The sequence below is a fragment of the Pseudoalteromonas sp. ABV4_021 genome (assembly GCF_056159365.1).
Map to the genome: position 1 here is coordinate 2,416,502 of NZ_JBSWVB010000001.1, position 23,807 is coordinate 2,440,308.

The window sequence follows — 23,807 nt, forward strand, 5'->3', positions numbered from 1 at the left end:
ATTAAACCTCATCTACCGACTGGCCAGTTAAAGCCTGTTTAATTGAATCATCCATACGGCGCGATGCAAACTCACTGCTTGCTTTATCTATGGCTTCAATGGCTGATTTTAGTTGGTCTGGCGTTGTCGCCGTTTCGCGAAGTACCGCTAATTTGCTGATTTCGCTTTCTAATTCGCTTTTTTCATCAGTTGAAAGTAAGTGACCACTTTGTTCAAGCGATGCATTTAATGCTTCAATCACTCGTAGCGCTTCAACTTGTTGCTCTTTTAGCATACGTGCTTGCATATCGTCTTTAGCATTAACCAACGACGATTTAATCATATCAGCAACTTGGTTATCTGATAAACCAAATGACGGTTTGACTTGAATTTCAGACTGTACACCAGTGGATTTTTCCATTGCACTCACGCTTAGAAGACCGTCTGCATCCACTTTAAAAGTTACACGAATATGCGCCGCACCCGCCGCCATTGGTGGAATACCTTTTAAGCTAAATTTTGCCAGTGAGCGGCAATCATCTACCAGTTCACGTTCACCTTGCAGCACATGCAGCGACATTGCCGTTTGGCCATCTTTGAACGTAGTAAACTCTTGTGCACGAGCAACAGGAATAGTGGTGTTGCGTGGAATGATTTTCTCAACCAAGCCACCCATGGTTTCTAAACCGAGTGAAAGCGGTAATACATCAAGCAGTAACATATCTGAATCAGGTTTATTACCTACTAAGATGTCGGCTTGAATTGCCGCTCCTAAAGCAACAACTTGGTCTGGGTCAATTGAAGTAAGTGGCTCTTTACCAAAAAACTCACCTACTTGCTCACGGACGATTGGCATGCGTGTAGAGCCGCCAACCATTACAACTTCAAGCACGTCTTCTTTTTCAACACCCGCATCTTTCAAGGCTCGGCGCGATGCACGTAATGTCTTTTTCACAAGGCCTTGTGCTAATTCATTAAAGAACTCTTTCGTTACTTCAATTTTAAACTGCTGTTCGCCTAAATCTAAACCAACGTTTACCAGATTGTAACTGGTAAGCGCTTCTTTACATGCGCGCGCTTTTTCCATAAATAAACGCAGGGTATCGGCATTAGGTGCGTTAATGCCTGTTTGCTCTTTAAAGTAATTCACCAACAGTGCGTCAAAGTCATCGCCACCAAGTGCCGAGTCACCGCCTGTTGCCAATACTTCAAATACGCCTTTATTCAAACGCAGAATTGACACATCAAAGGTACCGCCACCTAAATCGTAAACTGCGATAACACCTTCTTTACCTGAATCTAAACCGTAAGCAACCGCAGCGGCAGTTGGTTCGTTAAGTAAACGCAGTACATTTAAGCCAGCTAGTTCTGCGGCATCTTTCGTGCCCTGACGCTGTGCATCATCAAAATACGCCGGAACAGTTATCACCGCGCCAGTAATTTCTTCACCGCCGAAGCTATCCATTGCACGCGCTTTTAGCGCTTTTAGAATCTCGCTCGACGCTTGAATTGGATTAATGTTGCCCTGACGTGTCTGAATTGCTAATACGTCATCGTCGTTGCTAAATTGGTATGGCAGTTGATCGGCAATTTGGCTGATTTCTTGGAATGATTTGCCAAGAAAACGTTTTACCGAAATTAGTGTATTGGCAGCGTCTAACGGTGCATCTACTTTGGCTTTTTCGCCAACAGTAATTGTGTTATCACCATAATGAATGGCTGATGGCAAAATTGTTTTGCCCATTAAGTCTGGCAGTACTTTGGTTTCGCCACTTTGTACTGTTGCAACCAGCGAGTTTGTGGTTCCTAAGTCAATGCCAACTGCTAATTTGTGCTCATGTGGTGATGCACTTTGGCCTGGTTCTGCTATTTGGAGTAACATGTTTCTCGCGTCCTAATTAGTCGTCGAAAAGCGAATCTTCAATGCGCTCTAATTCTTCTCGTAACTTATAAATAAATTTAAGCTTGCGTACTATATCTGCGGCAATTTTAAGCTGCTCTTGGTCGTCACTATCAATGTGCTTTTTAAGCTCTGCGTAATAATCTTTATGAAGTTCTTTTACGTGATTTTCAAACTGTGCAATTGCTGCTTCAGGGTCTGCTGCGTCAGTGATCTCGCTTAGCTCTTCTCGCAGCTCCATCTGCTGCATTAAAAACTCAGGATCTTGCAAAGTTTGTTGCTCAGCACGAATATCAATATGCTTTTCTGCTAGCATGTATTCTGCGCGTTTTAGCGGCTGCTTGAGAACCTGTAATGCGTCGTTTAATTCTGCCGTTTTTTGTACCGCAAGCAGTTGTTGCTGTGCGCCTAAACTGGCATGACGATCAGGGTGAAGAATTTTTTGCAGTTCGAGATAGCGTGCGTTAACAGTGTTGAGATCAACATCAAATTGAACAGGGATTGCAAATAACTCAAAGTATTTCATAGTAACGAAAAAATCCTCGCTCTTAATTGCACACAAGCCCCGCAATTGCAGGGCTTAATAAATTAGATCAAATAGTAAGGGTTATACGGTAAAGCTTTCGCCGCAACCACACTCACCATTTTGATTCGGGTTGTTAAATTTAAACCCTTCATTTAGGCCTTCTTTAACAAAGTCCAGCTCAGTGCCGTCGATGTACACTAGGCTTTTACCATCAACAATGACGGTTACACCGTTATGTTCAAAGGTTTCATCGCCTTCCGCTAACTCATCAACAAACTCAAGTACATAGGCAAGGCCTGAGCACCCTGTTGTTTTAACACCAACGCGCAGGCCAAGACCTTTACCGCGATTGGTTAAAAATGAGCGTACGCGATCAGCGGCTGCATCTGTTAAAGTAATCGCCATAAATTATTCACCGTGCTTTTTTTTGTAATCCGCAATCGCTGCTTGGATTGCATCTTCCGCTAAAATTGAACAGTGAATTTTAACTGGCGGTAATTCTAGTTCCGCTGTGATATCAGTGTTTTTGATTTCACCCGCTTCGTCTAGGCTTTTACCTTTAACCCATTCAGTTACTAGTGATGACGATGCAATCGCGCTACCACAACCATAGGTTTTAAATTTTGCATCTTCGATGATGCCATCGTCAGATACCTTAATTTGCAACTTCATTACGTCACCACACGCTGGTGCGCCAACCATACCCGTTGCAACACTTGGGTCATTCTTGTCTAAAGAACCTACGTTACGTGGATTCTCTACATGGTCAATTACTTTGTCACTATATGCCATTGCTTGTTACCTCAATACCCAATTCATTTAATTAGTGGTGTGTCCACTCAACAGACTCTAAATCAACGCCTTCTTTATACATTTCCCATAAAGGAGACATTTCGCGCAAACGGCCAATAGAGTCTTTGATTAGCTGAACAGTGTAATCAATCTCTTCTTCAGTCGTGAAACGACCAATGCTGAAACGAATTGAGCTATGTGCTAATTCGTCGTTACGGCCTAGCGCACGTAATACGTAAGATGGTTCTAAACTTGCCGATGTACATGCAGAACCTGAAGATACCGCGATATCTTTAAGTGCCATAAGTAATGACTCACCTTCAACATAGTTGAATGAGATATTTACAATACCTGGTACTGATTGCTCTGGTGTACCGTTAAAGTAAACTTCTTCGATATCCGACATAATGCCATCAATCAAACGCTTACGCAGTGCACTGATGTGTGCGTGATCTTTATCAAAATCTTCATTTGCAACTTTGAACGCCTGACCCATACCGACGATTTGGTGTGTTGCCAGTGTACCTGAGCGCATACCACGCTCATGACCACCACCGTGCATTTGTGCTTCTAAACGCGCACGTGGCTTACGACGAACATAAAGTGCACCAATACCTTTCGGGCCATACACTTTATGACCAGAGAAAGACATGAAATCTACTTTAAGTGCTTGCATGTCGATTTTTACTTTACCTGCGCTTTGCGCACCATCAACATGGAACATGATTTTACGTTCGCGACACATTTCGCCAATTGTTGCGATATCTTGTACTACACCTAGCTCGTTATTTACGTGCATTACGCTCACAAGCACAGTGTCATCACGCATTGCAGCTTCAAGCTTCTTAAGGTCTAGTAAGCCGTTTTCTTCAACGTCCATATAAGTAACTTCAAAGCCTTGACGCTCAAGTTCACGACATGTATCTAATACGGCTTTGTGTTCAGTTTTAACTGTGATTACGTGCTTGCCTTTTTTCGCGTAGAAATTAGCAGCACCTTTAATTGCCAAGTTGTTTGATTCTGTAGCACCTGATGTGAAAACGATTTCACGCGGGTCTGCATTGATTAATTCAGCAATGTCGTGGCGCGCTTGATCAACTGCTTCTTCAGCTTGCCAACCAAAACGGTGAGAACGTGACGCAGGGTTACCAAAATTGCCATCCATTGTTAGACACTGCATCATAGCGTCAGCTACACGCGGATCGACAGGTGTTGTGGCGGCATAATCTAAATAAATTGGTAACTTCATATTTACTTGCTCCGAATTGCTACATTTGGCAACTAATGTTGATATTTTCAAGCTGACTGAGTGAATTTTCAACGGCTTTTTCAACCGTTTGGTCTTGGCGACCAGCAACTTGTTGCACATCTTTTTTGGCAACTAACTCAGCTAACGTAATACTGTTTAAAAATTCTTCGATGCGCTGACTCAATTCACTCCAAAGCGAGTGTGTTAAGCAGCGAACACCATTTTGGCAATCGCCTTCACCACCACAACGTGTGGCATCTACCGATTCATTGACTGCAGATATGATATCGCCAACTGAAATCTCTGAGGCTTCCTTACCTAGTAAGTAACCACCGCCAGGACCACGAACAGAGCGTACTAAATCTTGCTTGCGCAAACGCGAAAATAACTGCTCAAGGTATGAGAGTGAAATGTCTTGTCGTTCTGAAATTTCAGCGAGGGGAACTGGGCCAATTTTAGTATGAAGCGCCACGTCTAATAGTGCAGTTACTGCATATCGACCTTTCGACGTTAATTTCATGCTAAGCCCCCATCATCAATAAGAGTGCGAATTTTAATTACCTGACTAAGATAGTCAAGTATTTATTGTTCACACTTAGGTTATTCTTTAGTCTTGCTATATATAAGCTAGAACAGAATAACCTAGTAATTTACTCAAGTATTATTTTAATTACCTGAGTAAATTAGTCAAGTATTGTCTTTAAGCTATTCGCTGTCTTTTTTCACAACCGATTTATCAATCGAGGTTAAAATCCCGCGCAGAATGTTAAGCTCTTGCTCTTCTGGGCGTGCACGATTAAATAAACGGCGTAGCTTAGTCATTACTTGACCTGGGTGTTGTTTGATAATAAAGCCCGTGTCTGACAAAGTTTTTTCTAAATGTTGGTAGAAAAGTTCCATCTGTTCAGAGCTTGGGTATACCGCATCATCTTGCTCAATTTGTTGTTCGCCTTTGGCAAGGTAGCGCATACGTGTTTCATAACACAGGGTTTGCACAGCCATAGCAAGGTTCAGCGACGAGTATTCAGGGTTAGCTGCAATACATACGTGGAAATTACACAGTTGCAGCTCTTCATTCGTTAAGCCGCTATTTTCACGACCAAATACAAGCGCTACATCACCTTTTTGTTCTGTACCAGCAAGCAATTTTTCGCCACACTCAACTGGGTTAACCATTGGCCAAGATAAAGTACGTGAGCGCGCACTGGTGCCAATCACGGTATTACAATCAGCAATCGCCTCTTGCAAGGTATCAACAACTACCGCATTACCTAGTACATCGGTTGCTCCTGCTGCAAGTGCACTTGCATGACTATCGACAGGGTTAACAGGATCAACTAAATAAAGCTTGCTAAAGCCCATTGTTTTCATTGCACGAGCAACTGAACCAATGTTACCTGTGTGCGAAGTATTAACCAGTACAATACGAATTTTATCTAGCGTCATGTTACGTTCTAAACTCTGAAATTTTATCTGGCGCGGATTTTAGCCTACTCATCATTAAATTTCGACTATTACACCGCGATTAGCGATTTTTTAGCACACCAGTTTGATTAATTGTTAACCAGAGATTAAATTTATTATTTTGGTTTACAACCGCAAAAAAGTCGCTAAAATAGCGCGGCTGAACTGAGGGGTGACCAAATTAAGGCACAACTTAGTAGTTAATGAGTTCTTTTAAAACCTAAAGGTAAAGCTATGCATCCAATGTTAAACATTGCGGTTCGCGCTGCGCGAAATGCAGGTAAAGTTATTCTTCAAAAATTTGAAGAGAAAGATAAAGTTGAAGTACTTCAAAAAGGTAGCAACGACTTTGTAACTAACGTAGACAAAGACGCGGAAGCGATGATTCGCGACACTATTTTAAAGTCTTACCCTAAGCATAGCATTGTCGGCGAAGAGCTAGGTCAACAACTTGGCAGCGACGCTGATTACCTTTGGGTTATCGATCCACTTGATGGCACAACTAACTTCATCAAGGGCATTCCACACTTCGCAGTATCTATTGCATTAAAAGTGAAAGGCCGTACAGAGCAAGCGGTTGTTTACGATCCAATTCGTGGTGAATTATTCACAGCTACACGCGGCCAAGGCGCACAGCTTAACAGCAAGCGTATTCGCGTAAATAAGGCAAATGACCTTTCAGGTACTGTGCTAGCAACGGGCTTCCCATTTAAGCAAAAGCATCACATTGAAGAATACATGAATGCATTCAGTGCATTATTCGTTCATACAGCAGATATGCGCCGCGCAGGTTCTGCAGCGCTAGATTTAGCTTATGTTGCAGCGGGTCGTGTTGATGGTTTCTTCGAAATTGGATTAAAGCCATGGGATACTGCAGCAGGTCAACTACTTGTTAAAGAAGCAGGTGGCTTAGTAACAGATTTTGCTGGCGGCAACAACCAAGATAAGTCAGGTAATATTGTATGTGGCGCACCAAAGCTTGCACAAGCGATTGTGAAAGAACTTCGTCCACATTTAAGCGATGCATTACTTAAATAATTGCATGCTTTAACTAGGTTTTATAAATAAGGAAGCACATTGCTTCCTTATTTTTTGTACCAAAGCGCCTGATTTTGCAACAGCGCTGTATTTGTAAAATAGTCATTTTCTAAAAAATGTATGTTGCGCTTCGCTAAGTTTAATTGGCTCAGCCCTTCAGCAAAATAATCATCAAACAACTTATCAAATCGACCATCAGCAATCATTTCTGTTAACCCTGTTTGCAGTGCGTTGGCTAACGCCGTTTTTTCTTTATTTACAAAAAAGTAGAATGCCGCAGGATAATGTATCAAATGTGCTGTCTCTATCGCCAAACCAAGTGGCTTAAACTCTGCTAGTTCATCTTGAATTTCAATGACAGAGCGTGGGAAATAATCCACCTGCCCACGAGAGACTAAAGTAAACATGGCTTTATAATGCGCAAATGCTTTTACTCGGTAGCCATTTTGCGCAAGAATTTTAGTATCGGGCCAATCGTGTCCCTGAACCGCAGTAAACTGCTTTAGCTTATCGCTATCAATTGCAATAAAGTCACTTTGCCGATCATCTTTAATCAACGCAATACGTTTACCAATCAACCCTTTAAAAATAGGAATTGGAATTGCGGTGGCAATGGCTTCGCGGTCAGGACTCGTCATACCCCAATGAATATCTACATCACCTTGGCTGAGTTTTAGTAAAGTACGCTGTTGGTGTGGGTGTACAGGCACATGTTGTAATTGGTAAGGCTGATTGGCCAGCGCCAACTCTAGTAGGCTAACAATGTAATCATCTCTTGGGTATAGCTTACGCTGCTCTTTGGCAACTTTCACAATTTCTGTTGCTGCGACTGAGCAGGTTGAAAGTGAAATAAGCGCTATAAAACAATATGGTACATTTATTCTCATATTACTTGCCCCAAACATAGCTCAAGTAATAGTAAGTTAAAACAAGTTATTGCTTAGGTAAAGCGATTGTTTTTCAATCGCCACGAATAAATTATTTTGCTACCGGTAGTCTGACTATCGCCATGGTCGGGCGACGGCGTTTGCAAATAAACAAGTGACTGGTTACAAAACGCTTCGCTTCCTTTTTAGCATCGGTTGCCAGCGCTGCCACTTGATGGCTATTTTCGCAGTGCTCAATATCAGGATTAACTAAACCAATAGACAAGGTTAGCAAGGGCACAAACTTCTTTTCACCCTCGCGGTTGGTTGCCCAATAGCCCCCTGCCGCAACATGCTCTGGCGTAAAATAGGCTCTAACAGCGGTTTCAAACTCAGATATTATTTTACGACACAGCGCTTCGCCTAAGTCACTAGGACACACCAGCATAAAATCATCGCCACCAATATGACCAATAAAGCAGTCTTTTTGATTACACACTTGGCGGCAAATTTCAGCAAGTAGTTTAATTACCATGTCACCACTGGCATAACCATAAAGGTCGTTAAACTGCTTAAAGTGATTTAAATCGATATAGGCCAGTTCGAAATCTTGTCGCGCATTTAAACGCCGTTCAATATTATCATTAATTGCCACATTACCCGGCAACATGGTTAACGGATTGGCATGCTGCGCGTTTTTAATTTTCTCGTCAGTAATGTGTTTTAGAATATCGCGAATAGCAACAACACCGACGTATTGCCCTTCTTGTGTCACAATAATATAGCGACGTATATCAAAATCAGAGTCAGTAATTTTTTGACTCACCGAGTCCAACGCTGTCAATCTATCAACCACTAAAGGTTGGTGATCCATAACCTCATCGACTGAGCGCTTAGAGTGTAGCGCCGCGCCATAGGTTGACGAAAATATTTCGGCAAGTTGATCTCGGTGTAATATGCCAACGGGTCGATTATCTTGATTAAGCACCACCAGGCTTTGCAATAACTTATCTTGCTCGAAATACTTCTTCGCCACACCGCAATTGGTCGTGACAAAAATAGACTGCTGGCTTAGTAATAAATTGCCAATAAAAGGGGAATCGTCTTTCGTATTACGTGGCATATCCACTAATTTTTGCGCTGCAATGCATTCAGCAAAACTCTGACACGGCGAAAGTACCGGGCGTTCAAGCAAAAAGCCTTGTGCTAGTTCAACACCCAGATTTTTTAACAGTGTTAATTCTTGCGTGCGTTCTATACCTTCAGCTATTACTCGGGTATTAGTGATTTTTGCCAGCTCTAAAATAGAGCGTAAAAATTCTTTTTTCACCACACTTTTATCGCAGTGGTCGATAAAGTAACGATCAATTTTAACGATGTCAGGTTTTAGTTCAGACCACTGTTTTAGCCCGCTGTAACCCGAACCAAAGTCATCAATCGCAATATGCAAACCTAAATCACGGTAATGTTTAATCGCTTCAAATAATAGATCGCTTTGTGCAAGCGGCTCCCGCTCAGTAATCTCAATCACAACCCGTGATGTGGCTAAGCCGTGCTTAGCAAGCAGTTGCAAAGTTTCACCTTTTGGATGCGCGGCTTCTAGTAATGCAGACGGACTTACATTGATAAACAATTTCCCAGGCAGCCCTTGGGCAACAAAGTTTTCAATGGCTTTTTCACGACAAAGAAGCTCTAATTCTGAAAGGCAGGCATCTTTTTCAGCTTGGGCAAAGAGTTCGACAGGACTAAATAAACTTGAATTTTCAGGGCCTCGCGACAAAGCTTCGTAGCCGAGCACCGTTTCTTTTTCAATATCAAGAATGGGTTGAAACAGCGTTGTGACCTGTCGCTTTGACAGAATCGCTTTAAGGCTGATCGATTGTTTCAAGTTTTGCATAATTCACCTCTTTACGGATGGCGAATATATCAAGAGATAATGACAGAATTATTTCAGAAGCTAAGTATCAGAAAAGGTTGCAATTATTTCACTTTATAATCACAACCTTTTGAAATTTAGGTTAGTTTAATGCTTTTTCAACCTGAGAAAAGTGTGCAATAACTTCAATAATTTCCATTTCTGCACTTTCACGTAGTTCTGCAGTGGTAATCCCCATTGCCGCCATTGCTTGTACCGTTGCAGGATGCACTAGTAAGTCCTTCGCATGGTAACAGTTAGGGTCGTCAAACTTAGGCAGTTTACCGTCTTCATGATAACCTGACTCGATCTCTTCTAGCGGTAAGGTTGGAATAATGTCCGCCGCATTGTTAAGCGCTGTTAAATACTCAGTACACTTTGGATGTTTATTTATAAACTGCGTAATGATTGTTTTAGAACCCGCCACTAGCTCAGCTGACTTTGCAGCGATTTCAGTATCTGGTTTTGCTTCTTTAATCATTGTCACTAGTGTTTTAGCACCCTCTTTGTAGTCTGCTAACGCTTGATTAGCTGTAGGTGCTTTTGCTACCGCTTCGGCGTTAGTTTGTTGTTTATCACCACATGCTGTTAAAAGTGTCATTGCTGCAAAACTAGCAAGTACAGTTAGCTTTTTCATTTTAATGCCTTTGAGAATGTTTATCATTTTCAGTATCATACTAAAGACAAAAAAAAAGGCCAGTGTTAACACCGGCCTTTTTCAGAATTATTACAAAATTACCAAATAATTATGGCATATTATCAAATTCAGCACCTTCTTTCTCAACTTCTTCAGGGATTAGATCTTCTTTGCTGATGCCCATCATTACTGCAACAGAGCTTGCTACGTATACAGACGAGTAAGTACCAATAAATACACCAAATAGTAATGCAGTTGCGAAGCCATGAATGGTTTCACCGCCCCATACAAAAAGCGCCACAAGTACTAAGATGGTTGTAATCGATGTTACTAACGTACGGTTTAACGTTTGCGTTAGTGAAATATCAACAATCTCAATAGTATCGTCGATACGGATTTTACGGAAGTTCTCACGAATACGGTCCGACACAACAATGGTATCGTTGAGTGAGTAACCTATAACCGCAAGTACCGCTGCTAATACAGTTAAATCAAACGGTAAACCTAATACTGAGAATAAACCCACAGTTAATAGAACATCGTGCGCAAGTGCTGCTACCGCACCAATTGCAAAACGCCATTCAAAGCGCAGTGCGACGTAAAGCAAAATACAAATTAGCGCTGTTAACATCGCTAAACCACCTTGCTCTTTAAGGTCTTCACCAACGCTTGGACCAACAAACTCAATTGAGCGGATCTCAACTTTTTGGCCTGTTTGTTCAAGAATCTCGAGTACTTGGTTACTGATCATGTCGGCTTTTTCACCTTCACGTGGCTCAAGACGAATTTTTACGTCCTTACTTGAACCAAATAGCTGTACCTGTGCATCAGGGAAGCCATTTTCATGTAGCGATGAACGCACAACCTTAAGGTCAGCGGCTTGTTCAAAGCCAACTTCAACCGTTGTACCACCGGTAAAATCTAAACCAAAGTTCATACCTTTGGTAAAAAACGAAACAAATGAAGCGATAATCAGCAGAGTTGAAATTGTCATTGCTGCTTTGCGCAATGACATAAACTTAAGTGTTTCATTTAACTTTAATAATTGCATCACACTCTCCTAGATAGATAACTTCTCAATGCGCTTACCGCCGACTAACGCGTTAACAATCGCACGCGTACCAACAATCGCAGTGAACATTGACGTTACAATACCGATAGCAAGAGTGATTGCGAAGCCTTGAATAGGACCCGTACCAATTGCGTACAAGATCACGGCTGCAATTAACGTTGTGATATTGGCATCAAAAATGGTGCTAAATGCACTGTCGTAACCATGGTGAATTGCTTGTTGAGGACTACGACCTTCAGCTAATTCTTCACGAATACGTTCAAAAATAAGCACGTTCGCATCAACCGCCATACCAACGGTAAGTACGATACCGGCGATACCCGGTAAGGTAAGCGTTGCACCGGCAAGCACAGACATTGCGCCAACGATTAATACTAAGTTTAAGCCCAGTGCAATGTTTGCGATCATGCCAAAACCTTTGTAGTAAAGCAGCATAAATACCAGTACGAAAACAAAACCAAGCACTACCGCAGTAATCCCTTTTTCAACGTTTTCTGCACCCATGCTTGGACCTATGGTACTTTCAGCAACAATTTGAATTGGCGCAACAAGTGCACCTGCACGTAACATTTCAGATAAATGCTGCGCTTTTGCTGGTGTATCAATACCGGTAATTTGGAAACGGCGACCTAAGCGCTCATTAATAGTTGCTTGGTTAATCACTTCTTCGTGTTTGATTGGTGGTAACGCTTTACCGTTTTCATCTACCTTGCCCGACGGACGGTATTCGATGAACACAATCGCCATTAAATTACCAACTTCGTCTTTAGTAAACGCAGCCATTTTTGAGCCACCTTTGCTATCTAGTTGTAAACTAACTTGCGGACGCTGGTATTGGTCATAACCCGCTTGTGCACCGGTAATATGAGAACCTTCAAGCATTACGCGCTTTTTCAAAAGTACTGGACGACCAAACTGATCGTTGATTACTTCTGAGCCTGGCGGCATACGACCTGCTAATGCATCACGTACGTCGTTATCTTGGTCAACCATGCGAAGTTCAAGCGTTGCTGCTGAACCTAAAATCTCTTTCGCACGTGCAGGGTCTTGAATACCCGGTAATTGCACCAAAATACGCTCTTGTCCTTGACGCTGAACATTTGGTTCTGCAACACCAATTTGGTTAATACGCTTACGAATAATGATTAAGTTTTGTGAAATCGCGTAATCACGGATTTCTTTTAACTTAGCTTCAGTTAAACGCGCAGTGAACGCTAGCTCATTGCTGCGGTCATCGCGAAACTCAAGGCTAGGATTGTTCTTTTGCAAATAACGCTCAGCGGCGTCTTTGTCTTCTTCATTACGGAAAACTAATTGCACGCGATCGGCGTTTGCTACTTCACGAATGCTGCGGTAGCGAATTTTCTGCTCACGTAAATCAGAGCGGAAATCTTGCTGCATCTGCTTTAACTGGTTATTGATAGCAGTACGCATATCAACTTCCATCGTAAACTCAACACCACCGCGTAAATCTAAGCCTAACTTCATCGGCGCACCGCCCAAATTTTCAAGCCATGCCGGCGTTGAAGGAGCAGAGTTTATAGCAGCGATATAGTTAGCGCCTAGACTGTCGCTTAGTTGGTCTTTCGCTTTTAACTGTGTTTCTACATCATTAAAACGAATTAAGATTTGCTCATTTTCTAGTTTGATTGATTTAGCATCAAATCCATCGTTCGTTAAAATTGTTTTTACTTTGTCGAGATCCGCTGTTTCAATCACAGCACCTCGCGCACCTGAAATTTGTACGGCAGGATCACTACCGTACATATTTGGTGCAGCGTAAAGCATACCAAGCAATACAACTGCTACCACCATCAAGTACTTCCATAATGGGTACTTATTAATCACAACTTATTCCTTTGATTAAAGTGCTTTCATTGTGCCTTTAGGCAGCACAGCTGAAATTGAACCTTTTTGCACTGTTACGTTAGCTTGGTCGTTAAGCGCAACAACAACAAAATCTTTGTCGTCAGATACTTTCACGATTTTACCTACTAAACCGCCAGCAGTAAGTACTTCATCACCTTTCGCCAATGCTGACATTAGGCTCTTGTGCTCTTTAACACGCTTTGCTTGTGGACGGTAAATTAGGAAATAAAATACCAAACCAAAAATACCTAGCATGATTAGCATTTCCATGCCGCCACCAGCAGGTGGCGCACCCGCACTTGCATGCGCACTTGAGATAAATAAACTCATGGTTAATTCCTCTTAAATTTTATTAGTCTTCAATTTGTTTTAATTCAGGTACCGGCATACCACGACGCGCATAGAAGTCTGCAACAAACTCTTCTAGTTTGTTCTCAGCAATGGCATTGCGAAGCCCTTCCATAACACGTTGGTAATAACGTAAGTTGTGGATCGTATTTAAACGAGCCCCTAAAATTTCATTACACTTATCTAGGTGATGTAAATAAGCGCGTGAGAAGTTCTCACAAGTATGGCAATCACACTCTGGATCAAGTGGGCCTGTATCCGTTTTATGCACTGCGTTACGGATTTTAATTACGCCACCAGTAATAAATAAGTGACCGTTACGCGCATTACGTGTTGGCATTACACAGTCAAACATATCAATACCACGACGAACCGCTTCAACTAAATCTTCCGGCTTGCCTACGCCCATTAGGTAACGCGGCTTATCTTGGGGCATTTTGTAAGCGCAGTGGTCAAGAATATTAATCATGTCTTCTTTTGGTTCACCTACTGATAAACCACCCAGTGCATAACCATCAAAACCGATTTCTTCTAAACCTTTTTGCGAAATTTCACGCAGTTCAGGGTACATACCACCCTGAATAATACCGAATAATGCTGATGGGTTATCACCGTGACCTTCTTTCGAACGTTTTGCCCAGCGCAGCGATAACTCCATCGAGTCACGCGCTTCTTTTTCTGTTGCAGGATACGGTGTACATTCGTCAAAAATCATCACGATATCTGAACCTAGGTCGCGCTGCACTTGCATTGCTTTTTCTGGCGACAGCATGATTTTCTCGCCGTTTACCGGTGAGCGGAACATTACGCCTTCTTCCGAAATTTTACGCATTTCGCCTAAGCTGAATACTTGGAAACCGCCTGAGTCGGTAAGAATTGGTTTATCCCACCCCATAAAGTCATGTAAATCACCGTGTTGTTTGATGATTTCAGTACCTGGGCGAAGCATTAAGTGAAAGGTATTACCTAGGCAAATTTCTGCACCGGTACCTTTTAACTCTTCAGGGGTCATACCTTTAACGGTACCGTAAGTACCTACAGGCATAAATGCAGGTGTCTCTACTACACCACGGTCAAAGATCAAACGGCCGCGACGCGCTTTGCCATCTGTATTATCTAATTCAAATTTCATAAAAACCTCAAATGCCGGAAAAACAGTCCAACTTTTACTCAACCTCATCAATTGAGCGTAAAATAATCGGTCGATTTTACCTGCTTTGACAGCACAATACTATGGATATAGGGATGAGATAACAGAAATAAAAGTGGAAAGTGAGATTTACGTGCAAAGCGATGTAACAGAGTTACATCGCGTCGTGTTTTTAAGTGGTGTACTAAATGTCTTTTTTGGTTAAGAACATTGCATCACCATATGAGAAAAAGCGGTATTTTTCTTCAATTGCAGTGTTATAGGCATTCATAATATTCTCTTGTCCAGCAAACGCACTCACTAGCATTATTAGTGTCGATTCAGGAAGGTGAAAGTTAGTGATCATCGCATCTACCACCTGAAATTCGTATCCAGGAAAGATGAAAATATCCGTATCACCATAAAACGGTGCAAGCTCACCTTCTGATTTCATTGCTGCCGACTCTAATGAGCGCATTGACGTTGTGCCCACAGCAACAACACGACCACCGCGTTCACGACATGCTTTAATTTGTGCAACCACTTGCTCTGGCACTTCAATGTACTCAGAATGCATATGGTGATCTTCTATTTTATCAACGCGCATTGGCTGGAACGTACCCGCCCCTACATGCAGGGTTACAAAACCTAAATCAACGCCCTTGCCTTTTAACTTCGCGAGTAGAGCATCGTCAAAATGAAGACCCGCTGTTGGCGCTGCTACTGCGCCCGGCTTTTCACCGTAAACAGTTTGATAGCGATTGCGGTCTTTCTCGTTATCAGGGCGGTCAATATATGGCGGCAGTGGCATATGACCAATACGGTCTAAAATATCTAGTACGCCCTCTTCCCCTTCGAACTTCAGCTCAAATAACTCACCTTGGCGACCTTGCATTATCGCAGTTGCCGTTTCTTCTAAAATGAGCTCGTTACCAACTTTAGGTGATTTATTAGCGCGTACGTGAGCAAGCACCGTGTGTTTATCTACTACACGCTCTACTAACACCTCTACCTTACCGCCTGAGGCTTTTTGACCAAACATGCGTGCAGGAATTACTTTAGTATTATTAAAGATAATCAGGTCGTTTGGATTGATAAAATCTAATACATCAGCAAACGTATGGTGTGTGATTTCGCCACTATTACCTTCAAGCTTTAACAAGCGACTTGCTGTGCGATCTTCCATTGGAAATCGAGCAATTAGTTCATCGGGTAATTCAAAGTTAAAATCAGCAACACGCATTCGTCAGTCTCACTTGGTTATTAGTACTCAGGGCATACTTGGTTAAAGTCGCGCCGATTCTAGTGTTAGTGATGATTTAAATCAAGGAAAACAGGCCGCGCAAAATATAACCTACTGAATGTTAAAGTTTAAGAATCAACGGGTGAGTAAAATACCAAATTTACTTGAGTTAACTATCTAAACTAGGTATCTTTTGGCATTTGAAAATCAAACTTACCAAGGAGTGGTGAACTGATTTAGAGGTGCAGTTTAAATGCCGAATAAGCTTAAGTTGCTGGTAGTGACACCAGACATTAAGCTATCAACTCAGCTAGTTGATGCATTAAAAAATGTCGATGTATTTGATATTGAGCTAAAGGGTAATAGTTTAGAGGCACTCGATTTACTGAAGAAGCACTCTTTCAACCTAATTATCACCGATCTTGCAATTGGCGAAATTGATGGTTGGCGCTTTTCACGCATGGTGCGCTCAGGCTTACTGGCAACTGCAAAAAATACACCTATCGTATTAATACCTCCTACCTATTGTGAACGCATTGCTGAAACAACCGCTCGCGCGTATGGTATTGATGCCATTTTACAGCACGACAAATTAAACAAACTACCCCATTTACTCGCTAATATTTTATCTGAGCACACCGATAAAAGCAGCCGGTTACCGCTATTACTGGTTGAATCTAACGAACAACGCGCTGCACAAATTCGCCATGATCTAGAGCTTGGTTTTGCCATCAGCACAACCGATAACTGCGCCGATGCGCAAACGTTAATCCAGCAATATAACTACGCCATCGTCCTTGTTGATGCTACCCATGGCAGCTTTGAGCGCGTAAATAACTTTTTGCAGCAATTACGTATTCATAAACCTAACCAAGCGGTTGTAACCATTATTGATAGTCAAGATGCTGATTTTGCAGAACAACTACTGCTATTAGGTGTTACCGACTTTATTCGCTTGCCGTTTAATCACAACATTATTAATAAAGTATGTGAGCAGGCTGCGCGACGCGAAGATTTTATGGTGAGCTATGATGAATTCGCTGAGAAAGTAGAACTGCTCAGTAAAAGCCAACAAGGTTATAAAGACTTATTCTCTGCCCACCAACGTATTTTAATGCACTTAAATACCTCGGTAATTGAAATTGACCAAGCCCATAATATTTGTTTTTTGAATCCCGCTTGGGAAGCCCTAACCGGTAATCGATTGCAATCTAGCCTAGGTAAACCGCTCGCCAGCTTTTTCCCTCGACCTGAGGCGGAAAAGCTCGAAAAGCTCATTTGTGCAATTAATATGAAGCCTGGCAGTAAAGACAAACTAGAACTACAAATAAATCATAAACTTGGCCACCAAATTTGGATTGAGTGCAAGTTGCAATCAATTAAAGAGCGACAAGCTAAAAGTAATATCACGCTAAGTATCGATAACATTGATGAACGAAAACAGGCTGAATTTAGCCTACAACATTTAGCCCATCACGATACACTGACCAATTTGCACAACCGCTATTTCTTTGACCAACAGCTCAATCTATTTTGCCAAAACGTATCTAACGGCCAACAGCACGCATTGCTCTATATCGATCTAGACCACTTCAAAATTATTAATGACTCACAAGGCCATCAACAAGGCGACAAAGTACTGCAAAAAGTTGCAGAGTTATTTGAGCAATGTGTTTCTGGCGATGCATTGGTGTGTCGTTTAGGTGGCGATGAATTTGCCATTATTTTAGAAAATACCGATTTACTCGACGCCCACATGATTGGTGAAAGTTTATGTCAAACTATTGAAAATCAGAGCTTTCGCTTTGGTGAGCAAAGCTATTCAATTAGCTGCTCAATTGGTTTAACGCAAATTGACAGTAAAAACAGTGATGCCAGCGAATGCTTAAAGCAAGCGGATATTGCGCTGTACGTTGCTAAAAGCCGTGGCCGTAATATCGTTCATTGTTATTCAGATTCAGATGCAAAAAGTAAGCAGTTACTATCGGGAATAACATGGGCTCACAGTGTAAAAGAAGCGCTTAAAGCACAAAGCCTTACCATGCACTTTCAGCCAATATGGTGCTACAAAGAGCAAAAAGTCAGTTATTATGAAGCGCTTGTTCGTTTAATTGTAAATGATGAAATTATTTATCCGAACCAGTTTATTCCATCATTAGAGCTAGTGACTGATATCGATTTACTCGATCAAAATGTGATAGAAAAAACTATCGCGTTATTAGGTGAATACCCTGAATTAAACAAAGTCGCAATCAACCTTTCTGCACAAGCCTTTAACAACGCCAATCTGTTAAACACCATAGCGCAAAGTTTGAAGCTGCATAATGTAAGCCCTGATAGACTCACTTTTGAAATTACAGAATCAGCGAGTATTAGCAACCTAGTCGCAACCACGGCGATGATCACCCAGCTGCAAAAAATTGGCTGTCAGTTCTCGATTGATGACTTTGGCACAGGTTTTAGTACCTTTAGCTACCTAAAACAATTGCCTGCGAATCAAGTAAAAATTGATGGTTCATTTGTCAAAGATATGACCCAAGATAACATTGATAAGGCGCTGGTTAACGCCATTAAAGACATCAGTCATTCACTCGGTAAAACCTGTGTTGCCGAGTACGTGGAAGATCAAGAAACCTTTGAATTACTTAAAGAAATTGGTGTTGACTACGCACAAGGTTACTTTATTGGTAAACCGATGCCGGCGATTGAAATTAAAAAGCTAAAAAACACTTCTGAAAACTCAATCGCTTAACAATTTTTACAAATCAAATTAACAAAACAATAGGAATTCGCCCAAAGATTAAGCTAAACTGGTTTTATATGGACATACAGAAAAATCATTTCATTTGAGAGTGATTTTGCATAAAAACGGGAGGGACGATGGCTCTGTTTATTATTTTACTGCTAATTGCGAATGTCCTGATTTGCTACTTTTGTTACTTTAAAGCCAGTGAAAAAGGCTACCCTAAAGCAATTTTTGCTGGGCTAGGTGCGATTCCTTATTTTAACCTTGTCGTGTTAGTGTATTTACTATTTTTACCTAACGTGAAAGCTGAAAGCTTATTAAATTCTAAAGCCGCGAGTTAAGCGGCTTTTTTGTGTTTACTTACTGTGAATTTATTGCGTACTGTTAAACTTAAAACGTATAACTTTGCGCACTCGCAAGTAGTTTTTCCGCATCAATATCACCCACAACACACTGATTAATCTTCGCTTTGCTATAAACAAAAACAAGATCTTCTTTATTACCCGTCGCGTTATCAATAATAAAGTTAACATAGTGATTTTTACTTAAGCTTTTAAGTCCAGCACCATAATCACATAAGGTTTGCGCCAGAGTTTGGCTCGCAACACGAATATTTTGCTTTCTAGTTTCAGCAACTTTTTTATGCTTTTCTTTGGTCGTCGATTTTATTTTATCTTGCGCATCGTCACGTTTGTCACGCACCTGCTCTTTTTCTTTTTCAAGTTTGGCTATCTTTGCTTCGAGCTTTTCGATTTCCTTTTTAACCGACTTTTCTTCTTTATCTTTCAGTGCGTGTCTGCGCTCTAAATCTAAATCTCGGCGAGCACGCTCTACTTCTCGTAACTGAAATTCAATTTCACGCTCTTGCTGAGCAAACTCACGGATTTTTTCAGAAGACTCTCGTAGTGCCTCCATCGCTACATGATACGCTTCGTTAGCCGCTTCAATGCGCATCTCTTCTGCACGGATCATCACGTCCTCATCATGAAACTCGATATCAGGTTCAAGAAAAAAACGTTTCCAGCTTCCGAAGCCACCAGATAACCCCGATGCACTAATACTAAAGACATAGCCTTGGTCTGCGAGATAAGCACCATTAATTTGGCGCACCTTAATACCGGGTTCCGCGTTAAGTGATGCCTTTAAGATATTATTCATAATGGTGATTTCTTTTTGGCTTTTAGCGACCATATTGTTTGCTGGTGTATTGGCAACAACATGACCAGAAAGTAATGCGAGTGAAATCAATAAGCTTGCTTTCGTTTTCATGATTAATTCTCCCATGAGTGGTTTTTGGCAATTGATGACTGTGGTTGTTGCTCAACCTGTTGTGCCAATTCGTTTAATTGCAGGCGAATCAACGCCTGATCTTGTTGACGGACTCGGTTTAAATCGGCAACCAAGGCGCCAATATCTTCTTTGCGCTCCAAACGCCCCTGCTCTATGGCCTCTTTAACCAATGCATAAGTCGCCTGTGCGGTATTTGTCTGCTGCTCAGCCAAAAGGGTTTGCAGTTGCTCATAAGTGACTGTTGGAGCTTGCTTTTGTTGCTCTGCAAAATTAATCGCAAAGCCACTATCTGAAACACTTACTTCAGCACGCATAATAACCAGCGAGCACATTAAAACTGAGCAGGCTAAAGCTGCTGGTGCAAACCAAGCTGCAAAACGATTGCTCTTTGCACCATCGTTCGTTTTCTCAAACCAAGTGGCTTCTCGATTCCACTGTGGAACGGGCGTTTCTTGATACTTTGCCGAAAGCGACTGCCAAGTCTCACTGTTTTCGAGCATTTCTGCATAAACAGCATCTTGTTCAAGCAATTGACGCTCACTTGGTGTAAGTTCACCTGTTTCCAGCCATTTTTCAAAAATACTTTCTACGTTAGCCATTTAACACCTCCAGTTCTTGGCGCAATTTGGACAACGCCGTATACAACCGCGATTTAACCGTATTAGTTGATACATCAAGTTGCTGTGCAATTTGTTCAAACGTAAAGTGCTGAAAAAACTTTAATTCCACCACTTCCTTTTGCGTCCAAGGTAAGCCATTTAAAAGCTGTAAAACTTGCTTATTTTGCTGCGCCATAAGCAACATCAAATCAGCAGATTCTGGTTCTTGCATATCCGCTATCAGCATTTCTTGCTTTTCTTCATCGAGTACCTTTTTAGCACGATAAAACTCCACACAACGGCGATTGGTAATTGCGATAGCCCACGTTTTAAAACTCGACTCAAAACGGTAGTTATCGAGCGAACGATAAATACTCATAAAGCTTTCTTGCATGATTTCGAGTGCGTCGTCTGGGTTACTCACCATACGCAAGCAAGTGTGATAAATCGGCTTTTCGTATTGTTTTACTAAATTAAGCCATGCGCGTTTATCACCTTGTTGCGCTTTTTTGATTAACCCTTTTTCACTTTGAAAGAACACATATTCCCCAAGAGTTTTGTTTCTCTGCTTATATAGTCGAGCGAGTGCTGAAAATAGTTTTAAAAATTTAAAATTATTTTATCGTGCACATTTTTCAGTAAAGAACGGCTTTAATTTATCGCACAGTAAGCGGAAGTCGCGTATGCGACCTGACGTCTTGCGCCATAAAATACCAATATCACGATAAGCAGTATCTTGCGCAGCGCTAAACACCATAGGTTTATGAGATAAAATGCCCGCATTAATTGCCATTTGCGGTAGAAAGGTCACACCAAGTTGACGCTCAACCATACTTAGTAAGGTATGCAAACTTGCTGCTTCAAAGGGGTTTATACATTCACTTTTACTCAAATGGCACGCACTCAGTGCATGATCGGTTAGGCAATGTTCGCGCTCTAGCAAAAACACCGATGATGGTGGCAACAAGTTAAAATCAACCACACCTTCAGCCGCTTGATAATCCTTGTGCCTTACAATATTAAATGGGTCTTGTGCTAAAATATGGGTATGAAACTTGTTGGTATTATAAGGCAATGCCAATAGCGCTACATCAACTTGACCTTTTTCTAATTTGTCCAATAAGTTATCGCTAGTATCTTCAATTAAAACCAACTCAAGTTCAGGAAACTCTTTTGCACATAAGTGGTATAAATCAGCCGCAATAAAACTTGCAACCGTAGGAATAATACCTATGGTTAAATGCCCTTGGAGTGGGTTTAAAAAGCTTTTTGTAAGCTCTTTTACACTAATTGTGTCGTCGATTATCTTGCGCGCTCGCTCAACCACTTCTTCACCAATCGAGGTAAACATAATACTGCGGTTTTCACGCTCAATTAGCTGACACCCGAGTGTTTCTTCAAGATTTTGAATTGCGCTACTTAAGGTAGATTGACCAATAAAACAGGCTTCTGCAGCGCGGCCGAAATGCTGATGCTGATGTACTGCAAGCAAGTATTGCAGCTGCTTAATGCTAGGAAGGTTTTTCATCGTAATAACCGATTAATATTCAAATTAATAACGATAAAAACAAATTAACAATGGAAAATCAATTATGTCACTGAGATTTAATCAATTAATTGCGAATGCTAATAACTCTGTTAAATAAATGAGCAAATAAAGCCTAGTGAAATGAAGCAAACAAGATTGAATTTATCTTTTAACGCTATGTTACAACGGTAAAATTACAGCGCTGTAAGCGCGCTATGTGAACCGCTAACTTGATTAGCAAGCTGCTATATACAAATTTCAGACAAAAAAAGACCCCATTGCGTATCGCATATGGGGTCTTTTCAAGCTAAAAGTCTTTACACTTGAAGGCCAAAAATAGCCGCCAATACATAGTAGATAACAATAGCTAATACCGCGCCTACTGGCAAGGTAATAACCCAAGAAACAACGATATTTCTTACAACACCTAAATTAAGTGCCGCAATACCTCGGGCCATACCAACACCTAGTACCGCACCTACTAACGTTTGTGTCGTTGAAATTGGTAAGCCTGTGCCTGATGCAATAACAACCGTTGATGCAGCCGCAAGCTCTGCAGCAAAACCACGGCTTGGTGTTAAGTGCGTAATACCTTCACCAATGGTTTTAATTACTTTCTTACCAAGAATCGCAAGACCGATAACAATACCTAAACCACCTAGTGGTAAAATCCACCAAACGAGTGACGATTTCTTAACAATTTCACCGTTGTGCTCAACAATGCTCACTACCGCAGCAAGTGGACCAATCGCATTTGCTACATCGTTTGATCCGTGTGCAAACGCCATACAACATGCAGTTACAATCATTAAGATAGCGAATACTTTCTCAACATTGTTAAATTGCATTTCTTTGTCAGCTGCAGGGTCCATTTTAAGACGAGCGATCAATACTTTACCTAACAGCGCGACTAAAACAGCAGCACCGATTGCGATACCGTAACCCATTACTGTACCAAGGTCTAAACCGATATGCTTTAAGCCTTTTTTGATTGTTACTAACGCCATAACAAACGCTGCAAGACCCATGTACATAGGCACAAAGCGCTTTGCATTGTTAAGTGGTGAGTCAGTATCAAAAATTAGTTTCTGTGCACTCATAAAGATAAGGTAAGCAATAAAGCCTGAAATAGCAGGTGTAACAATCCAACTACCTACGATACCCGCTACTTTACCCCATTGAATCGCTTCAGAGCCTACCGCAACCAATGCGAAACCAACAATTGCACCAATAATTGAGTGTGTTGTTGATACAGGCCAACCTAAATATGACGCAACAAGTAACCATACACCAGCAGCTAATAGCGCTGAAATCATACCGATCACTAATGACTCTGGTATGGCAACAAATGCCGACGAGTCGATAATGCCTTTACGTATCGTTGATGTAACCTCACCACCGGCAAGATATGCACCAGCGAATTCAAAAATCATTGCGATAATAATCGCTTGCTTAATTGTTAGCGCTTTTGAGCCAACTGACGTACCCATTGCATTGGCAACGTCGTTTGCACCAATACCATACGCCATGATAAATCCCACTACGGCAGCAATCATCACCAAAGTGGTGCCGTAATTTGCAATAATATCCATCAAGTAACCTTTAACTTAATTTTTA

General features: G+C 41.4%; 23 protein-coding genes. 3 read left to right on the top strand and 20 right to left on the bottom strand.

Annotated elements, in window-relative coordinates; translation table 11 throughout:
- Position 1: 1 nt before the first annotated feature.
- The 7 genes from hscA to trmJ all read right to left on the bottom strand — a co-directional run bounded on the left by hscA (position 2) and on the right by trmJ (position 5,892).
- Positions 2-1,861, bottom strand: a complete 1,860-nt coding sequence (gene hscA / locus ACXAFE_RS11210; protein WP_475152453.1) for a Fe-S protein assembly chaperone HscA — start codon at positions 1,859-1,861, stop codon at positions 2-4.
- Positions 1,862-1,877: 16 nt separating this feature from the next.
- Complete coding sequence (gene hscB, locus ACXAFE_RS11215; RefSeq protein ID WP_237130874.1) at positions 1,878-2,405, bottom strand: co-chaperone HscB; 528 nt, start codon at positions 2,403-2,405, stop codon at positions 1,878-1,880.
- A gap of 81 nt (positions 2,406-2,486) precedes the next feature.
- Positions 2,487-2,810, bottom strand: a complete 324-nt coding sequence (gene iscA / locus ACXAFE_RS11220) for an iron-sulfur cluster assembly protein IscA (protein ID WP_010561888.1) — start codon at positions 2,808-2,810, stop codon at positions 2,487-2,489.
- Positions 2,811-2,813: 3 nt separating this feature from the next.
- Complete coding sequence (iscU, locus tag ACXAFE_RS11225; protein WP_054979579.1) at positions 2,814-3,197, bottom strand: Fe-S cluster assembly scaffold IscU; 384 nt, start codon at positions 3,195-3,197, stop codon at positions 2,814-2,816.
- A 31-nt stretch (positions 3,198-3,228) separates the two neighbouring features.
- Entirely contained in the window at positions 3,229-4,446 is a 1,218-nt protein-coding gene (locus ACXAFE_RS11230; RefSeq protein WP_199775868.1) for an IscS subfamily cysteine desulfurase, read from the bottom strand.
- Between the two features lie 19 nt (positions 4,447-4,465).
- Positions 4,466-4,966 carry a Fe-S cluster assembly transcriptional regulator IscR gene (gene iscR, locus ACXAFE_RS11235; protein WP_010561891.1) on the bottom strand — a complete coding sequence of 167 codons (501 nt, stop codon included), beginning with the start codon at positions 4,964-4,966 and terminating at the stop codon, positions 4,466-4,468.
- Between the two features lie 185 nt (positions 4,967-5,151).
- Positions 5,152-5,892, bottom strand: coding sequence for a tRNA (cytosine(32)/uridine(32)-2'-O)-methyltransferase TrmJ (trmJ, locus tag ACXAFE_RS11240; protein WP_475152462.1), 741 nt, complete (start codon positions 5,890-5,892; stop codon positions 5,152-5,154).
- A 252-nt stretch (positions 5,893-6,144) separates the two neighbouring features.
- On the opposite strand from trmJ, the gene suhB reads away from it, so the two are divergent.
- Entirely contained in the window at positions 6,145-6,948 is an 804-nt protein-coding gene (suhB, locus tag ACXAFE_RS11245; protein ID WP_054979576.1) for an inositol-1-monophosphatase, read from the top strand.
- A gap of 47 nt (positions 6,949-6,995) precedes the next feature.
- On the opposite strand, the gene ACXAFE_RS11250 is transcribed toward suhB, so the two are convergent.
- The 8 genes from ACXAFE_RS11250 to queA all read right to left on the bottom strand — a co-directional run bounded on the left by ACXAFE_RS11250 (position 6,996) and on the right by queA (position 16,027).
- Positions 6,996-7,835, bottom strand: coding sequence for a type 2 periplasmic-binding domain-containing protein (locus tag ACXAFE_RS11250; protein ID WP_475152466.1), 840 nt, complete (start codon positions 7,833-7,835; stop codon positions 6,996-6,998).
- 91 nt (positions 7,836-7,926) lie between these two features.
- On the bottom strand, positions 7,927-9,711 hold the full coding sequence (locus ACXAFE_RS11255; protein WP_475152468.1) for an EAL domain-containing protein: 1,785 nt from the start codon (positions 9,709-9,711) through the stop codon (positions 7,927-7,929).
- 121 nt (positions 9,712-9,832) lie between these two features.
- On the bottom strand, positions 9,833-10,366 hold the full coding sequence (locus ACXAFE_RS11260) for a hypothetical protein (protein ID WP_475152471.1): 534 nt from the start codon (positions 10,364-10,366) through the stop codon (positions 9,833-9,835).
- Positions 10,367-10,475: 109 nt separating this feature from the next.
- Positions 10,476-11,417, bottom strand: coding sequence for a protein translocase subunit SecF (gene secF, locus ACXAFE_RS11265; protein ID WP_054979572.1), 942 nt, complete (start codon positions 11,415-11,417; stop codon positions 10,476-10,478).
- 9 nt (positions 11,418-11,426) lie between these two features.
- Positions 11,427-13,286, bottom strand: a complete 1,860-nt coding sequence (gene secD, locus ACXAFE_RS11270; protein WP_475152474.1) for a protein translocase subunit SecD — start codon at positions 13,284-13,286, stop codon at positions 11,427-11,429.
- Between the two features lie 15 nt (positions 13,287-13,301).
- Positions 13,302-13,637, bottom strand: a complete 336-nt coding sequence (yajC, locus tag ACXAFE_RS11275) for a preprotein translocase subunit YajC (RefSeq protein ID WP_054979570.1) — start codon at positions 13,635-13,637, stop codon at positions 13,302-13,304.
- A gap of 22 nt (positions 13,638-13,659) precedes the next feature.
- The gene (gene tgt / locus ACXAFE_RS11280; RefSeq protein ID WP_475152478.1) at positions 13,660-14,787 is read right to left on the bottom strand and encodes a tRNA guanosine(34) transglycosylase Tgt; all 1,128 of its coding nucleotides are present in this window, start codon (positions 14,785-14,787) and stop codon (positions 13,660-13,662) included.
- A gap of 202 nt (positions 14,788-14,989) precedes the next feature.
- A complete protein-coding gene (gene queA, locus ACXAFE_RS11285) occupies positions 14,990-16,027 on the bottom strand; it encodes a tRNA preQ1(34) S-adenosylmethionine ribosyltransferase-isomerase QueA (protein WP_475152479.1) in 1,038 nt (345 codons plus the stop codon).
- 253 nt (positions 16,028-16,280) lie between these two features.
- Here queA and ACXAFE_RS11290 point away from each other — a divergent pair, with 253 nt between their 5' ends.
- Both ACXAFE_RS11290 and ACXAFE_RS11295 read left to right on the top strand, forming a co-directional pair.
- Positions 16,281-18,779 (top strand): EAL domain-containing protein, encoded by a 2,499-nt coding sequence (locus tag ACXAFE_RS11290; RefSeq protein WP_475152482.1) that lies wholly within the window; start codon positions 16,281-16,283, stop codon positions 18,777-18,779.
- A 128-nt stretch (positions 18,780-18,907) separates the two neighbouring features.
- Positions 18,908-19,114, top strand: coding sequence for a hypothetical protein (locus ACXAFE_RS11295; RefSeq protein ID WP_010561903.1), 207 nt, complete (start codon positions 18,908-18,910; stop codon positions 19,112-19,114).
- 49 nt (positions 19,115-19,163) lie between these two features.
- Here ACXAFE_RS11295 and ACXAFE_RS11300 read toward each other — a convergent pair whose 3' ends face one another.
- The 5 genes from ACXAFE_RS11300 to ACXAFE_RS11320 form a co-directional block, all read right to left on the bottom strand.
- Complete coding sequence (locus tag ACXAFE_RS11300; RefSeq protein ID WP_475152486.1) at positions 19,164-20,042, bottom strand: hypothetical protein; 879 nt, start codon at positions 20,040-20,042, stop codon at positions 19,164-19,166.
- Positions 20,043-20,044: 2 nt separating this feature from the next.
- Positions 20,045-20,662, bottom strand: a complete 618-nt coding sequence (locus ACXAFE_RS11305) for a hypothetical protein (RefSeq protein ID WP_475152490.1) — start codon at positions 20,660-20,662, stop codon at positions 20,045-20,047.
- Positions 20,655-21,203, bottom strand: coding sequence for an RNA polymerase sigma factor (locus ACXAFE_RS11310; RefSeq protein ID WP_475152495.1), 549 nt, complete (start codon positions 21,201-21,203; stop codon positions 20,655-20,657). The genes ACXAFE_RS11305 and ACXAFE_RS11310 overlap by 8 nt, the downstream gene beginning before the upstream one ends.
- A 78-nt stretch (positions 21,204-21,281) precedes the next feature.
- Positions 21,282-22,190 (bottom strand): hydrogen peroxide-inducible genes activator, encoded by a 909-nt coding sequence (locus tag ACXAFE_RS11315; RefSeq protein WP_336435519.1) that lies wholly within the window; start codon positions 22,188-22,190, stop codon positions 21,282-21,284.
- 317 nt (positions 22,191-22,507) lie between these two features.
- On the bottom strand, positions 22,508-23,782 hold the full coding sequence (locus ACXAFE_RS11320; RefSeq protein WP_237130887.1) for an inorganic phosphate transporter: 1,275 nt from the start codon (positions 23,780-23,782) through the stop codon (positions 22,508-22,510).
- Positions 23,783-23,807 lie beyond the last annotated feature (25 nt).